Annotated in this window: 12 protein-coding genes; 4 read left to right on the forward strand and 8 right to left on the reverse strand. The window is 71.6% G+C overall.

What is annotated here, in order from left to right; genetic code table 11:
* Positions 1-93 precede the first annotated feature (93 nt).
* The 5 genes from KSO97_RS09235 to KSO97_RS09255 all read right to left on the reverse strand — a co-directional run bounded on the left by KSO97_RS09235 (position 94) and on the right by KSO97_RS09255 (position 6,956).
* Entirely contained in the window at positions 94-1,101 is a 1,008-nt protein-coding gene (locus KSO97_RS09235) for a hypothetical protein (RefSeq protein ID WP_232678181.1), read from the reverse strand.
* Positions 1,102-1,108: 7 nt separating this feature from the next.
* The gene (locus KSO97_RS09240) at positions 1,109-2,338 is read right to left on the reverse strand and encodes an SAM-dependent methyltransferase (RefSeq protein ID WP_232678182.1); all 1,230 of its coding nucleotides are present in this window, start codon (positions 2,336-2,338) and stop codon (positions 1,109-1,111) included.
* A gap of 246 nt (positions 2,339-2,584) precedes the next feature.
* Positions 2,585-5,818: an isoleucine--tRNA ligase gene (gene ileS / locus KSO97_RS09245; RefSeq protein WP_232678183.1), complete on the reverse strand. Its 3,234-nt coding sequence runs from the start codon at positions 5,816-5,818 to the stop codon at positions 2,585-2,587.
* Positions 5,819-6,119: 301 nt separating this feature from the next.
* Positions 6,120-6,653 carry a LytR C-terminal domain-containing protein gene (locus KSO97_RS09250; RefSeq protein WP_232678185.1) on the reverse strand — a complete coding sequence of 178 codons (534 nt, stop codon included), beginning with the start codon at positions 6,651-6,653 and terminating at the stop codon, positions 6,120-6,122.
* A 6-nt stretch (positions 6,654-6,659) separates the two neighbouring features.
* Positions 6,660-6,956: a DUF3263 domain-containing protein gene (locus KSO97_RS09255; RefSeq protein WP_232678187.1), complete on the reverse strand. Its 297-nt coding sequence runs from the start codon at positions 6,954-6,956 to the stop codon at positions 6,660-6,662.
* A 230-nt stretch (positions 6,957-7,186) separates the two neighbouring features.
* On the opposite strand from KSO97_RS09255, the gene KSO97_RS09260 reads away from it, so the two are divergent.
* A complete protein-coding gene (locus tag KSO97_RS09260; RefSeq protein WP_232678189.1) occupies positions 7,187-8,617 on the forward strand; it encodes a trehalose-6-phosphate synthase in 1,431 nt (476 codons plus the stop codon).
* A 98-nt stretch (positions 8,618-8,715) separates the two neighbouring features.
* Entirely contained in the window at positions 8,716-9,903 is a 1,188-nt protein-coding gene (locus tag KSO97_RS09265) for an alpha/beta fold hydrolase (protein ID WP_232678191.1), read from the forward strand.
* A gap of 3 nt (positions 9,904-9,906) precedes the next feature.
* On the opposite strand, the gene KSO97_RS09270 is transcribed toward KSO97_RS09265, so the two are convergent.
* Positions 9,907-10,437, reverse strand: a complete 531-nt coding sequence (locus tag KSO97_RS09270; RefSeq protein ID WP_232678193.1) for a TetR/AcrR family transcriptional regulator — start codon at positions 10,435-10,437, stop codon at positions 9,907-9,909.
* Positions 10,438-10,488: 51 nt separating this feature from the next.
* On the opposite strand from KSO97_RS09270, the gene KSO97_RS09275 reads away from it, so the two are divergent.
* Together KSO97_RS09275 and KSO97_RS09280 are read left to right on the forward strand one after the other, a co-directional pair.
* Positions 10,489-11,310, forward strand: a complete 822-nt coding sequence (locus KSO97_RS09275) for an SDR family NAD(P)-dependent oxidoreductase (RefSeq protein ID WP_232678195.1) — start codon at positions 10,489-10,491, stop codon at positions 11,308-11,310.
* A 95-nt stretch (positions 11,311-11,405) separates the two neighbouring features.
* Complete coding sequence (locus tag KSO97_RS09280; RefSeq protein WP_232678197.1) at positions 11,406-12,821, forward strand: aminotransferase class V-fold PLP-dependent enzyme; 1,416 nt, start codon at positions 11,406-11,408, stop codon at positions 12,819-12,821.
* Positions 12,822-12,941: 120 nt separating this feature from the next.
* Here KSO97_RS09280 and KSO97_RS09285 read toward each other — a convergent pair whose 3' ends face one another.
* Together KSO97_RS09285 and KSO97_RS09290 are read right to left on the reverse strand one after the other, a co-directional pair.
* Entirely contained in the window at positions 12,942-13,862 is a 921-nt protein-coding gene (locus KSO97_RS09285) for a carbohydrate kinase family protein (RefSeq protein WP_232678199.1), read from the reverse strand.
* Positions 13,859-15,274 carry a class II aldolase/adducin family protein gene (locus tag KSO97_RS09290; protein ID WP_232678201.1) on the reverse strand — a complete coding sequence of 472 codons (1,416 nt, stop codon included), beginning with the start codon at positions 15,272-15,274 and terminating at the stop codon, positions 13,859-13,861. The genes KSO97_RS09285 and KSO97_RS09290 overlap by 4 nt, the downstream gene beginning before the upstream one ends.
* Positions 15,275-15,334: the final 60 nt, after the last annotated feature.

Below are 15,334 nucleotides of genomic sequence, written 5' to 3' on the forward strand. Positions count from 1 at the left end.
GGGGGTTTTCATCGCCGGCGGCGAAAAAAACCGGACGTTGGCGTACGAAGCTTCGTCGGCCAAGGTCCGGTTTCGTCGGCCGACCGAGATTTCTCACCGCCGGCCCGGCCACCGACCCGCCAGCCGGGCGCCGACGCCGGCCAGGACGAGGGCCAAGGCCGCGCCACCGGCGAACCACGTCCACGACGCGGAGTCGGATGCGCCCGGATCATCCGACGCGTCCCCGGAGCCCGCGTTGCCGGGACCCGCAAGCCCAGGCGAGCCCGACGGCGTCTCGGAGGGCGTCGGCGCCAGGGCCGCCATCAGGTCCTCGGGCACCCGCACCCGGAGAACCGCCGTGTACTTGCCTTCGGTGCTGACCAGCATCCGGCCACGCGGGTCGACGGCGATGCCCTCGCCCTGAGGCTGGGCCGGGAGCGCGAAGGAGCCGACCTCGCGGAAGTCGGGGTAGGTGTAGAACGCCGCCGAGCCGTAGTTGCGTACGACCACGTGACGGCGATCGGGCAGCAGCGCGCCGTCGGTCGCGATCGGCAGCACGGCGCCGTCGGTGTCGAGGCGCGTCAGACGGTTGACGCCGTCGGTGAGACGCCGTGGTGAGCGGTAGACCGACCCACCGAAGATGCCCTTGGTGACGACGAGCAGCCGGCCGTCGGGGGCGGCGATCAACGTCTCGGCGTCATGGGGGCCGTCGGGGTAGGCGAGCTCGAACCGCTCCGGCTCGACGACGTGCTCGCCCGGACCGACCGGCACGCGCAGCACCTCGACGGTCTCGCGCACCTCCAGGTTGTCGCCGATGTCGGCGACCCAGACCTGTCCGCGACCGGCCGGTGCGAGCGCCTCCACGTCGCGGGGCTCCGGGCTCCAGGTCGTGACGCCGACGGTCTGGCCGGTCTCCGGGTCGACGGCGAACACCCGGCCGGTGTCGCCGGAGTCGTTGACCGTGATCACCAGGCCGTCGACGACAGCGAGTCCGGAGGACTCCACGATCTCGGGGTCGGCGAAGGTGAACTCGACGTCGCCTTGCGCGGTCGCCGTCGAGGGCGCGGCGGCGAAGCCGACCACGAACGGGACGACCAGCGCCAGCGCAGCGACGGACCTCACCTCGATCTCACCGCCCCAGCAGTTCCGCGAGACGGGGGCGCAGGTGCCACGTGCCGACGAGCTCGTCGTACTCGCGATCCACGCCGGCCAAACCTCCCGCCGACGCGGCCGAGACGGAACCGCGGGTCCCCGTGCGGACGCCGCGGAGCAGCGTGTTGCGCGGTGTGTGCTGGCTGTCGATGAACTCCACGACGTCGACCCGGTAGCCGTGGAGTCGCAGCAGCAGCGCGCGGAGGCCGTCGGTGAGGGTGTCGGCGAATCGCTCGCGGAGGATGCCGTGGCGAGTCAGCGCCGCATAGGGCGACGGCGTGTCGTTGCGGCGCAGCTGAGCGGCGATGTCGTGGTGGCAGCAGGGTGCGGCGAGCACCAGCGCGGCGTCCCACTCCACGGCGCGGGCCAACGCCTCGTCGGTAGCGGTGTCGCAGGCGTGCAGGGCCAGCACGATCTCCGGCGCCGGATCGAGCACGGCGTCGGCGATGGTGCCGACCTCGAAGCGGGCCTGGAGCCCGAGCCGCTCCGCGACGGCGGTGTTGTGCGCGCGGGACTGCTCCTTGACGTCGACGCCGGTGACGGCGACCGGGAGCCCGCGCACCTCGCCGAGGAACCGCAACGCAGCGAAGGTCAGGTAGGCGTTGCCGCAGCCGAGGTCGACCACCCGCAGCGGGTCCTCCGACGTCGGACGACGCAGGTGGCCACCGGCGCGCGCGTCGCTCACCGCGGCGTCGAGCTGACGCAGGAACTCCTCGACCTGACGCACCTTCGCCTGCCGGCTGGGCTTGATCCGACCGTGCTCGTCGGCCAGACCGAGCGCTGCGAAGATCGGGTCGTCGAGCGGCAGCAGGCGCTCCTTGTCCCGGTCGTGGCCGCGGTCGGCCACGACGGGCTGGTCGCGTCGCCGGGTGTGCGTCACGGCGTCGAGCTTCTTGGTGACCCGCAACTGATGGGTCTCGGTGCTGGTGTCGACGTGCCAGTTGCCGAACGGCTCGGCGAGCAGGGCGTCGACGGCGACGGCGGCGGGCTCGCCCACCGCATGGTTGGCGGTGTGCGCCTGGGTCGCGTCGTAGCTGGTGACCTGGAGGTGGCGACCCGACTTGAGGTCGACGTAGCGCGCCTCGATCCGCCGCCAGGCGGGCCGTCGGCCCTTCTGCACGCCGGAGGCGACCGCTCGCACCAGCCCGTCGGGGTCGAGGAGGAGGACGCGCAACCGCGCCAACGCCTCGGTCAGCGGCTCGCTCACGCCACGTCTCCGCGCACCTCGGACGCCGACGTCACAGCACGGCGGCGACGACGACGATCACCAGCAGCGCCGCCAGCGCGAACGGGATGATGAGGCGGCGGTGGCGGGGGTTCACGTCTCCGAGCCTAACGGGCGCCAGCGGCGCCGGTCGGGCGGTGAGTCCGGGACGGTCTGCGAGGCAGATCCCGCACCGGACTCACCGCTCGCGCACGACCGCGCGCCGAGCCCGCGGGGCGGGTCAGGTCCTCAGGCGCGCGCGACGGCGACCTGCGCCTCGCCGTCGCCGACCTCCAGAGCGAGCGACGAGGCGAGGGTCTCGGTGCAGATCAGGTCGCGGTGGGTCTCGGCTGCGGCGCGCACGGCGTCGTCGCCGGTGATGGTGAGCGCGATCCGGTCCGAGACCTCCAGACCCGCGTCGCGTCGGGCCTGCTGGACGGCGCGCACGAGATCGCGGGCAGTGCCCTCGGCCTCGAGCTCGGGGCTGACGGCGGTGTCGAGGACGACGAACCCGCCGCCGGGAAGCACGCCGGTGGCCTGGTCGGCGGTCGCCGAGCCGGCGACGGTCTCGAGCACGTACTCGCCCTCGACCAGCGCGAGCCCGCCGGACACCACCTCGCCCGACTCACTGACCGACCAGTCGCCGGACTTCGACCCCTTGATCGCGAGCTGCACGTCCTTGCCCAGGCGGGGACCGGCCGCACGCGCGTTGACCGTCAGGCGCTGCTCGACGCCGTACGCCGCCGCCTCCTCGCTCGCCAGGTCGACCAGGCGCACCTGCTTGACGTTGACCTCGTCGGACACGATCGACTCGAAGCCGCTCAACGCGGCCGGATCCGCCACGACCACGACGAGCGAGGCGAGCGGCAGCCGGTTGCGCAGGTTGCCGGCCTTGCGCAGTGCCGAGGTGGCCGAGCAGACCTCGCGCACCTGGTCCATCGCGGCGACCAGGGCGTCGTCGGCAGGCAGTTCCGCGGGCGTGGGCCAGTCGGCCAGGTGCACCGAGCGGCCGCCGGTCAGGCCTCGCCAGATCTCCTCGGTGGTCAACGGCAGCAGCGGAGCGGTCGCCCGGCACAAGGTCTCGAGCACGGTGCTCAACGTGCCGAAGGCGTCGGTGCTCTCACTCCAGAACCGCTCCCGGCTGCGCCGGATGTACCAGTTGCTCAGCACGTCGATGAACGAGCGCGTCGCGTCGCACGCCTCCGCGACGGCGTAGACGTCCAGCGCCGCGGTCATCTCCTCGACGTACTGGCGCGTCTTGGCCAGCAGGTAGCGGTCGAGCGGGTCGGTGGAGGTGGTCGACGCGACGACGTCGAGCCCGGCTCCGCCGGCAGCCGCGTTGGCGTAGAGCTGGAAGAAGTACCAGCTGTTCCACAGCGGGATCATCACCTGACGCACCGAGTCGCGGATGCCCTGCTCGGTGACGATCAGGTTGCCGCCGCGCAGGATCGGGCTGCTCATCAGGAACCAGCGCATCGCGTCCGCGCCGTCGCGGTCGAAGACCTCCCGGACGTCGGGATAGTTGCGCAGGGACTTGCTCATCTTGTTGCCGTCGCTGCCCAGCACGATGCCGTGGCTGACACAGTTGCTGAACGCCGGCTTGTCGAAGATCGCGGTGGCCAGGATGTGCAGGGTGTAGAACCAGCCGCGGGTCTGCCCGATGTACTCGACGATGAAGTCGGCCGGGAAGTGGCCGCCCTGGCCGGCCTGCCCGTCGAACCACTCGGCGTTCTCGAACGGGTAGTGCACCTGGGCGTAGCTCATCGAGCCGGAGTCGAACCAGACGTCGAGGACGTCGGTGACCCGGCGCATCGTCGAGCCGCCCTCCTCGGGCGACCTCGGGTCGTCCGGGTTGGGCCGGGTCAGCTCGTCGACCCACGGACGGTGCAGGTCGCGCTCGCCGTCGGCGTTGCGCGGCAGCGTGCCGAAGTCACGCTCGATCTCCTCGAAGGAGCCGTAGACGTCGATCCGCGGGTAGGTCGGGTCGTCGCTCTTCCACACCGGCACGGGGCTGCCCCAGAAGCGGTTGCGGGTGATCGACCAGTCGCGGGCGTTCTCCAGCCAGCGGCCGAACTGGCCGTCCTTGATGTGCTCGGGCACCCAGGTGATCTGCTGATTGAGCTCGAGCATGCGCTGCTTGATCGCGGTCACCTCGACGAACCACGACGAGACGCCCTTGTAGATGAGCGGCTCGCGGCAGCGCCAGCAGTGCGGGTAGGAGTGGTCGTAGGTCTCACGGCGCACCAGCACGGTGCCCGGAGAGACCGAGCCGCCCCCGGACTTGAGGTCGTCGATCACGTGCGGGTTGGCGTCGAAGACCTGCATGCCCTCGTAGTCGGTGACCGGGAAGGTGAAGCGGCCGTCCTTGCCCACCGGCATGACCGCCTCGATGCCCTCGCGGTCGGTCACCTCCTTGTCGACCTCGCCGAACGCGCCGGCACTGTGCACCAGCCCGGTGCCGTCGGTGGTGGTGACCGCGTCATCGGCGGCGACCACGCGGAAGGCGTTCTCGTGGCCGGCGAAGTAGGTGAACGGCGGCGCGTAGGTGAGTCCGAGCAGGTCCGCGCCTGTACCGCGCCACACGACGTCGGGCTCGTCCTGCCCGTCTCCGGGGGCGAGCTCGCGCGCGTAGGCGCCGAGTCGTGCCTCCGCCAGGATGAGGCGGACGCCGTCACGCTCGACCGCGACGTAGTCGATCTCGCTGCCGACCATGACCGCGAGGTTGCTCGGCAGCGTCCAGGGCGTCGTCGTCCAGATGAGCAGCTTCGCGCCGAACAGCTCGCTGTCGGCGGTGGTGATGTCGAAGCCGACCGTGACGGCAGGGTCCTGCCGGTTCTGGTAGACGTCGTCGTCCATGCGCAGCTCGTGGTTGGACAGCGGCGTCTCGTCGTTCCAGCAGTAGGGCAGCACCCGGAAGCCCTCGTAGACCAAACCCTTGTCGAAGAGCTGCTTGAACGCCCAGATCACCGACTCCATGTAGTCGGGGTTCATGGTGCGGTAGTCGTTGTCGAAGTCGACCCAGCGCGCCTGGCGGGTGACGTAGTCGCGCCACTCGCCGGTGTACGTCATCACCGACTCCCGGCAGGCGTCGTTGAACCTGTCGATGCCCATCTCGACGATCTCGTCGGTGGTCTTGATGCCGTTGAGTCGCATCGCCTCGAGCTCGGCGGGCAGACCGTGGGTGTCCCACCCGAAACGGCGCTCGACGCGACGTCCGCGCATGGTCTGGTAGCGCGGGATGAGGTCCTTGACGTAACCGGTCAGCAGGTGGCCGTAGTGCGGCAGGCCGTTGGCGAAGGGCGGGCCGTCGTAGAAGACGAACTCGTTGGCGCCGTTCTCCCCCGCGTCGCGCGCGTCGATGCTCGCCTGGAACGTGCCGTCGGCCTCCCAGTAGGCCAGGACCCGCTCCTCGATGTCGGGGAAGCGCGGGCTGGACGGGACGGATGCGCCGTCGGGCTGGGTGCCGGCCTGGGGATAGCTCATGGTCTGCCTTCGTCTCGAACTCATCGGTTCGAGGACGACGGGCGCCGCGGTACCACCTCGATTGCGATCCGGCCCGTGGGTGCGGAGGACCACCACTCGTTCACGGCTGTGACGGGCCTACCCGTCCGGTTCTACTAGGTCTCGGTGGTCGAGCTTGCCGAGACCGTTCTTCCGGAGGCTCGCCGCTGATGACGGCTCGAACGCCTGTGAGGTCAGCGTAGGACGCCGCGCGACACCGACACCAATCGGATAGGGCGACGTCACGGTCCGCGTGGCTCGCGCGACCCGCCGCGTACCGGGCCTACAACGCGCCGGTGAGGATGACCGTCAGGCGATCGAGCTTCATCGCCCCGTCTGCGGGCTCGACGCGATCGATGCCGAGGTCGCGGGCGAGAACCCTCGCCGCGCGCTTGAGGCGGGCGGGGTAGTAGACGGTGTTCGAGGGGATCGTGCCGAGCCAGTTGTCCACGCCCACGACCTGCCAGCCGATGTTGGTCGCGGTCTCGCCGACGTCGCCGGCCAGGCCCGAGATGCTGGTGTTGTTGTAGACCTCGACGAAGACCTCGCCCCGGTCGAGCTTCTTGCGCGGCTTGGGCTCGGGCGTGGGCTCCGGCTCCGGTGACGGGTCGCCCTCGGTCTCTCCGGAGTCGGTGGGGTCACTGCTGGTCTGGGAGGTCGACTCCGAGCGCGGCGGGCTGGAGACCTCCTTCTCCCCCGAGTCGTCCCCCCGGGTGACCACGAAGGCGATCGCGGCCATCAGCACCGCGACGATGCTCAGGGCGACCACCGGCGAGGGCAGGACCAGCCCGCCCGGCTGAGATCGTCGTCCGGCCATCGTCGATCAGAGCTCGAAGCCGAGGCGGCGAGCCGAGCGCTGGCGCTGGCGCTCCGAGCGCAGGCGACGCAGACGGCGTACGAGGAGCGGATCGGCCTCGAGGGCCTCCGGACGGTCGAGCAGGGCGTTGAGCACCTGGTAGTACCGCGTCGAGCTCATGTCGAACTTCTCGCGGACCGCCGCCTCCTTGGCGCCGGCGTACTTCCACCACTGGCGCTCGAACTCCAGGATGTCGCGGTCGCGATCACTGAGCGCACCGGCGGCCGCGGCGTCGTCGTGATCGTCGTGGCGTCGAGCCTCCATGACGTCGTCTCCTCGCAGGCGTCGAGTCGCTACCGCGCCCGCAGAGGGCCCGATACCGGGGTGGTCGGACCTCCACTGTAGACGCGTAATCACAGCAATGTCATTCGCCTCTCCGATCGCGGTGCTGTAGGGGCGGATGTGACAGCAGAGGCGAGTCCCGTGCGAGATGCACGCCGGAGTCGCGGTGTCCTCGCACCCTCGGGTGGCCGGAGCCGCACTAGGGTGGCACCGTGCCGTCCGACCTCGTGATCGTCGCCAACCGCCTGCCGGTCGACCGGGTCACACTCCCGGACGGAACGCCCGGGTGGCGTCGCTCCCCCGGCGGCCTGGTCACGGCGATCGAGCCGGTGATGCGTGCCAGCAACGGCAGCTGGATCGGGTGGCCCGGAGGTAGTGACGCCGAGCTCGAGCCGTTCGAGGACGACGGCATGCATCTGGTGCCGGTCGGGCTCGCGGCCTGCGAGATCGAGGAGTTCTACGAGGGCTTCTCCAACGCCACGCTCTGGCCGCTGTACCACGACCTGGTCGCCAAGCCGGAGTTCCACCGGGAGTGGTGGGACTCCTACGTCACGGTCAACCGTCGCTTCGCCGAGCGCGCTGCCGCGGAGTCGGCCGAGGGCGCGACCGTCTGGGTGCACGACTATCAGTTGCAGCTGGTACCCCAGATGCTGCGCGAGCTGCGTCCCGACCTGCGGATCGGTTTCTACCTGCACATCCCGTTCCCGCCGCCCGAGCTCTTCCAGCAGCTGCCGTGGCGTCGCCAGATCCTCGAGGGCCTCCTAGGTGCCGACCTCGTCGGCTTCCAACTGCCCGGGGCGGCCGCGAACTTCGTGCGCCTGGTGCGCCAGCGGGTGGGCCACAAGACCCACCGCGACCTGGTCTACCTGCCTGACGGGCGCACGGTGCGGGCCGAGGCGTTCCCCATCTCGATCGACGCCGCGGGCTTCCAGGAGCTCGCGCAGACCGAGGCCGTCACCCAACGTGCGAGCGCGATCCGCGAGGCTCTGGGGAACCCGCGTCGCATCTTCTTGGGCATCGACCGGCTCGACTACACCAAAGGCATCTACGCCCGCCTGCGCGCGTTCGGCGAGTTGATCCGCGACGGCCATTTCGACGTCGAGGACGCCGTGTTCGTCCAGGTCGCCGTGCCCTCGCGTGAGCAGGTCGAGCAGTACCGCATCCTGCGCGACGACATCGATCGGTTGGTCGGTCGGATCAACGGCGACTTCGGGCGCATCGGCCGGCCGGCGATCAGCTACCTGCACTCCTCCTATCCGCGCGAGGAGATGGCCGCGCTCTACCGCGCCGCGGACATCATGGTCGTCACCCCGTACCGCGACGGGATGAACCTGGTCGCCAAGGAGTACGTCGCCTGCCGCTACGACGACGGCGGGGCGCTGGTGCTCTCGGAGTTCGCCGGAGCGGCCGAGGAGCTGCGGCAGGCCTGGCTGGTCAACCCCTACGACATCAACGGGATGAAGGCCGCGCTCCTGGAGGCCCATCAGGCCGATGAGAAGGAGCTGACTCGTCGGATGAAGGCGATGCGGCGCACCATCAGCCAGCACGACGTCCAGGCCTGGGCCGACTCCTTCATGTCGGTGCTGTCGGAGACCCGGGGCGCCACGCACGACAAGGCCGTGCGACCCGCGCGACGCGCCTGAGCGCGCAGACAGGGGGCCGCCGACGGTCCGGCGCGGACGGCGTCGACCAGCAGCAGAACACCCCTCCACGACGGCGCGAGCGGAGGTAGGTTCAGGCCGTGGATCTCCTTCCGAAGCCCGACCAGGTGGTCGCCGCGGCGAGCAACGTCGCGCACAAGGCGCTCTACGGCGGACTGGCCGACCTGCGCCCCATGCCACGCACCCTCATCGACGAGGGCACCCTGCGCGAGGTGTACCACTACCGGCCCTCCGCGACGGCGCAGGAGTCCGGCGACCCGGTGCTGCTGGTGACGCCGCTGGCGGCGCCGGCGCTCTGCTTCGACCTGCGGCGCGGCTGCTCGCTCGCGGAGCACCTGGTCACCTCCGGACGACGCACCTACCTCGTCGAGTACGGCCAGGTCTCCTTCCGCGACCGGCGCCTGGGCATGGAGCACTGGATCGAGGAGGTCATCCCCGAGGCGATCCGCGCGGCGTCCGCGCACGCCGGCGGCCGGCCGGTGCACGTCATCGGCTGGAGCCTGGGCGGCATCTTCTCCCTGCTCGCCGCATCGGCCGACGCCGACCTTCCGCTGGCCTCGCTCACGATCGTCGGCTCGCCCATCGACGTCGCACAGGTGCCGCTGATCGCGCCGATCCGACCGTTGCTCAACCTCGCCGCCGGCAAGGGCCCGATCACCCGCGGCTATCAAGCGCTCGGTGGCGCCCCGAAGCCGTTGGTGCGCTGGGCCTTCCAGCTCTCCTCGTTCCAGAAGCTGGTCACCAAACCCCTCGCGGTCGCCACACACCTCGACGACGCCGACTTCCTCGCCCAGATCGAGGCCGTCGACCGGTTCACCGCGAACATGATCGCCTACCCGGGCCGCAGCTTCGGGCAGCTCTACCACCGGTTCGTGAAGAGCAACGCGCTCGTCAGCGGCAGCTTCGACCTCGACGACCGCACGCTCCACCTCGCCGACATCTCCGCGCCGGTGCTGGTGTTCGGCGGTGCCGCCGACGGCATCGCGCCGGTGCCCGCCGTCCGCGCACTCGTGCCGCTGCTCACCGGCGCGAGCGAGGTCCGATTCGAGATCGTGCCCGGCGGCCACCTCGGCATGCTCACCGGCCGCGCCGCGCGCACCTCGACCTGGTCGGTGATGGACGAGTGGATCGACCAGCACTCGTCCGGCTCTCCCACGAGCGACGGCGTCACCGCCGCGGGGAAGCGAGCCGCGAAGTCGGCGGCGACCATCGGCACCTCGCGCGAGCGTCGCAACCGGTCGTCGGCGAGCCGGGCGCTGGCGCCCTAGCGATCACCGGCGCGGGGCAGCGGCCCCCATCACCTCGCGAACGTGCTGCGCGAGCTCGACGGCGTCGAACTGCGGCAGACGCATGAACCACCGGTAGAAGATCGGTGCCACGAGTCGTTCGGCGACGCGGGCCGGATCATCGGCTCCGTCCGCGGCGACCAGCTCGCGGATGAACGCGATCTGCGGCGCATGCAGGCGCCGGTGGAACTCCCGCGCGACGGCGTCGTCCGCCGCGATCGACGCGGCCAGGGCACGCAGCAGCGAGCAGCGCGGCTCCGTGGTGATCTCCTCGATCGCGGCCGCGAGAACGGCCTCCACCGACGTCGGGAGCACCGCCTCCTCCGCGGCGGAGTCGGCAGCGGCCAGAGCGTCGAAGACGATCGCCGTCACCGACGGCCAGGTCCGGTACAGGGTCTGCTTGCCGACGCCGGCCTCGGCGGCGATGCCCTCCATCGTCAACCCGTCGGCGCCGCGTCGTTGCGCGAGGTCGAGCACTGCCCCGTGCACCCGGGCGATGGTCGTGGGACGGGCCATGCCGCATTCTATAAACGAGACGCAACGTCTCGTTTATGGTGAGATGGGTCCATGACCACCAACCCCACCTGGATGATCACCGGTGCCAGCCGTGGGCTCGGACGGGCCCTGGCCGAGCACGCGCTGGCGGCTGGACATCACGTAGCGGCCACGACCCGGGGCACGGAACTGCCGTTCGAGCACCCTCGACTCACCACGGTGCACCTCGATCCGACGGACCGAGACAGCTGCCGTGCCGCCGTCGAACGGATCGCCGACCACACGGGGCGACTGGACGTGCTGATCAACAACGCCGGTTACGGCCTGGTCGGAGCCATCGAGGAGATCGGTGAGGACGAGGCCCGCGCGATCATCGACGTCGATCTGCTCGCCCCGCTCTGGATGACCCAGGCGGCGCTGCCGGTGATGCGAGCCCAGGGATCGGGCGACATCGTGCAGATCTCCTCGGTCGGCGGCGTCGGCGCGATGCCCTTCTTCGGCCTCTACAACGCGGCCAAGTGGGGTCTCGAGGGATTCAGCGAGGCGCTCGCGGGCGAGGTCGCCTCCATGGGCATCCGCGTGATGATCGCCGAGATCGGCGCGATGGACACCGCATGGGCGACGGGCGGTATGCAGTTCAGCCGCCCTCTGCCCGACTACGACGCACTGCGCGCAGAGACGCTCGGGACGGCCGAGGTCCCCTGGCCCGTCGAGCCGGGCGCCACCGGCGGCGGTACGCCGCCTCCCGAGGTCGCGGCGATCATCGCCGAGCACCTGGCACGCCCGGGGCCGCACCCGCTGCGCGTGACGATCGGCGAGGACGCCGGCCAGCAGGTGGCCACGGTGCTCGACGCTCGCATGCGCGACTACGCGACCGGCCACGAGCGCCACTAGCCCGATGGGACTAGGCGTTCCGGCCCCGCGCTCGATCCGGCGCCGGGCCGCTCCTCCCTACCGTTCTCCCACGACGATCTGGGAGGGCCGGGGTGATGACACGCGCACCAGCGCACCTACGACTGATGGATCCCGCGGACGACGACCGCCCCGACCTCAGCGCGGTCCCGGTGCACCTCCCCGACGACGGTCGCCTCGCGCACCCGGCGACGTGTGAGGAGCGCGCGTCCGAGCAGAGCACCCACCAGGGGTGTGAGAACAGCATCGTCGGATTCGTCTGCGATCTCCTCCGCGCGCCGGCAGAGGCGGTCGGCACCCTCGCCCGCGGCGCTCAGGAGGCCGCGCTGCTCACGCTGCAGGGCGCTCGCGACGCCCGGCCCGGCCTGCGGAGACCGACACTCGTGCTGCCCGAGTCTGCGTCCCCGGTCTGGTTCACGGCCTGCGACGCCCTCGGCGTCGTCGCGGTCACGGTCCCGATCGACAGCGCGGGGCGCGTCGGCCTCGGAGGACTGGCCGCCGCGATCACCGAGGAGACGGTGCTGGTCGTGGCCTCGGCGCCGTCCTTCACCCACGGTGTCGTCGATCCGATCGCATGGATCGCCGCGGCGTGCGCGGCGACCGGGACACCTCTCCACGTGGACGCGACGGCGGGTGGGTGGGCGATCGCCTACCGACGCCTGGCAGAGCCCGACGGCGAACGGCGCCAGCCCATGCCCACGTGGGACTTCGACGTCCCCGGCGTGACGTCGCTGACACTCGACGTCGGCCCTGACCGCGGGGTCGGCAGCGACCTGAGCGTGATCGTGCATCGCTCCACGGGCACGCGACAGCCACTCCACCTGGCACGCCTCGCGCGGCGCGGCCCCCAGCTGTGGCCGACGCCCTGGCGGGCGCCGTCCGGCCTCGTCGACGACGTCGCCGAGACCCTGCGGGAGATCGGCCATGAGGGCTGCTCGGCGCTCGCCCACGCCGCACTCGGCGCGACGGCGGACCTGGCCGCGTTGCTCGACGAGCTGCCCGGCGTCGCCGTGGCGGCGCCAGCGGAGGCGACACACCTGACGTTGCGAGCCACCAGCGGACTCGACCCGTTCCTGCTCGCGGACTGCTGGCTGCGGCGCGGGTGGGCCTCCACGCCCGTCACCCTCGTGACCGGCGAGACCGTGCTGCGGATCGCCGTCACGGCAGCCATGGGCGAGCACGTCGCGCAATGCGCCGCCGACCTGACGGCGGCACTGGAGGAGTGCCGCGGCCACGGGGGCACCGAGCTCGACCCGCGCCTGGCCCGCTACCTGGGTCATCTCCGCGACGACGTCGTCGACGATCGCGCGGCCCACCTCCTGATCGATGCCGCGGCCGTGCTCGACGAGCACGACGACGGGTCGCCGAGCCGCACCAGCCAGCGCTCCACCTACCAGCTCCTGCAGGCCGCGAGCCCGCGCGTGAGACGAGGCCTCCTGGCCGCGCACCACGACCGGCGCTCGACGCCGACGCGCCGGACCACGGTCGAGTAGGGCGGATCGAGTGGGTCACCAGGTCTCGAGACGGTCGCAGAGCGACCACCTCGGCCACCAGGAGTCAGGCACCCGGCGAGACGACTGACTCGACCGCCGGCCCGAGGCGCTCGACACGGATCAGCCGAGCAGCGCGAGCACCGAGTCCAGGTCGTAGCTGCCCGCGTCGGTGGCGAGACCGCGCGCGACCTGGCCGGCGGTCGCGCAGCCGAGACGCGCGGCGGCGGCCGGGTCGTGGCCGAGCGAGAGCCCGCGCAGGAAGCCGGCGGAGAACGCGTCACCGCATCCGGTGGTGTCGACCAGCTCTCCCGCAGGGATCGCGAACGCCGGCACCTCCACGACGTCGTCGGCGGTGACGACGAGCGCGCCCTTGGCGCCCTGGGTGACGGCGACGCAGCCCGCGCCCGCGGTCACCAGCGCGCGCGCACCCTCGGCGAGGTCGGCGGCGCCGGCGAAGCCGCGCACCTGCTCGTCGTTGGGGAGCAGGAAGTCGGTGTGCGGGAGGGCGTCGGCGATCCAGGCCAACATGTCGGGGTCGCCCGGCGCCAGGATGTCGACCGAGGTGCGCATGCCCTGATCGCGCGCCCACGCCAGCAGCTCACCGGCCGCCGGACCGCCCAGGAACTCCGGGCCTCCCAGGTGCAGGAAGCCGGCGCCGTCCAGCGAGCTGCGATCGAGGTCGTCGAGGGTGAAGGCGCCGTTGGCGCCGATGCAGTGCCATGCCGGGCGATCGCCGTTCGGACGCACGGGCAGCACCGAGGCCGACGTCTGGTGGTCGCTCTTGCGCACCAGACCCGCGGTGTCCACGCCCTCGCGGGAGAGCAGCGCCAGCAGGGTGTCGCCGATCGGGTCGGTGCCGACCGCACCGTAGGACGTGACGTCGGCGCCGAGCCGCGCGAGCACGACGGCCGTACCGCCGGCCGTACCGGCGGGCGAGAGCTTGATCGTCTCGACGATCTGACCGTCGGAGCCGTCGGGGATCGAATCCACGCCAATCACGTGGGAGTCGAGCACGTGCACGCCCACACAGGCGACCTTCATCGGTTCTCCTTCACGGTTCCGTAGTTGCGAGCGAGCGCCGCAAGGATGACGTCGTGCTGCTCGGCGTCGGTGAGCGCACGGGGGGTGCCGAGCGCGCTGGCCCGGTGGTGGAGGGCGCACAACCACTCGAGCAGCAGGGCGTGCTCGACCGCCTTGTCGAGGTCGGTGCCGACGGCGATCGACCCGTGGTTGCCCATCAACGCCGCCTGTCGGCCCTCCAGCGCGGAGCGGACGGCGTCGGCGAGCTCGGCGCTGCCGAACGTCGCATAGGGCGCCACGCGGATCGCGCCGCCGAGCACGAGCTGCTGGTAGTGGAGCACGGGCAGGTCGTCGCGCACGCACGCGACCGCCGTGGAGAACGGGGCGTGGGTGTGCACCACGGCCCCGGCATCCTCGCGATCGGCGTAGACACCGAGGTGAAGCCCCAGCTCCGACGTCGGCTGGAGCGCGCCGTCGACCACCACCCCGTCACCGTCGACGATCACGACGTGGCGCGGCTCGCAGGCGGCGAGCACCACGCCCGAGGCCGTGACGGCGAACCGGTCGCGGCCCACGCGCATGCTCACGTTGCCGGCGGTGCCGACGAGCAGGCCCTCGGCCGCCAGACGCCGCGAGGCCAGCGCAACCGCGGTGCGGGCCGCCGTCGGGTCGGCGGGGGCTGCCAGATCGGCCGGGCTCATCGCTCGCCCAGACCGCGCGGAGTCGCGTAGCGCTCGAGGTAGGCGGTCATCAGCACGATGCCCTCCTCGACCAAGACGACGTCGCCGCGGACGTCGTGCTCGTAGGCGAGCTGGAAGACCCGGTCGCCCAGCTCGACGGCGAGGCCGGCTTCGCCGGGGGGGAGGGCACCCCGGGCCCCGCAGCTCGACGGCGAGCACGACGACGTGCTCGGGCAGGTCACCGCGGGCCACGCCGGCCTCGATCGCGACGGATCGCAGCGTGGCGGCGATCCGCTGATTGTGGGCGCGACCGTAGGCGTGCAGCCGCGGGTTGGTGCGACCGCGCAGGTAGATCTCCACGAACGCCGGGCGCCGCGCGTAGACCGCGACGAACGCGCCCATCGCGGCGCGCACGAGCGTCGCGACGGTCAGCTCCTCGAGCGCCGCTACGTCGGCCGCGGCCTGCTCGTCCATCTCGGCCATGTGCCGCTCGGCTAGGGCGACGAGCACGGCCTCCTTGTCGGCGAAGTACTGGTAGAGCGAGGCGACCGGGACACCCGCGGCGTCGGCGATGTCGCGCGTGGTGAGCGCGTCGACGCCGTGCTTCACCACGAGACGCTCGGCAGCGTCCAGAATGGCCTCGACCCGGAGCCGGCTGCGTTCCTGCACGGGCGCACGCCGCTCGGCGACCTTCGTGGCACGGCGGGTCGACCCGGGCGGAGTGGTGCTCTGCACAAGTCGTTCCGCGGACATGGACCGGAGTGTAGGGTACGAAGCCGAATCTGACACAGGTTCAGGTTCTGCCCAGGAACT

The sequence above is a fragment of the Nocardioides sp. R-C-SC26 genome (assembly GCF_021246465.1).
Classification (GTDB): domain Bacteria; phylum Actinomycetota; class Actinomycetes; order Propionibacteriales; family Nocardioidaceae; genus Nocardioides.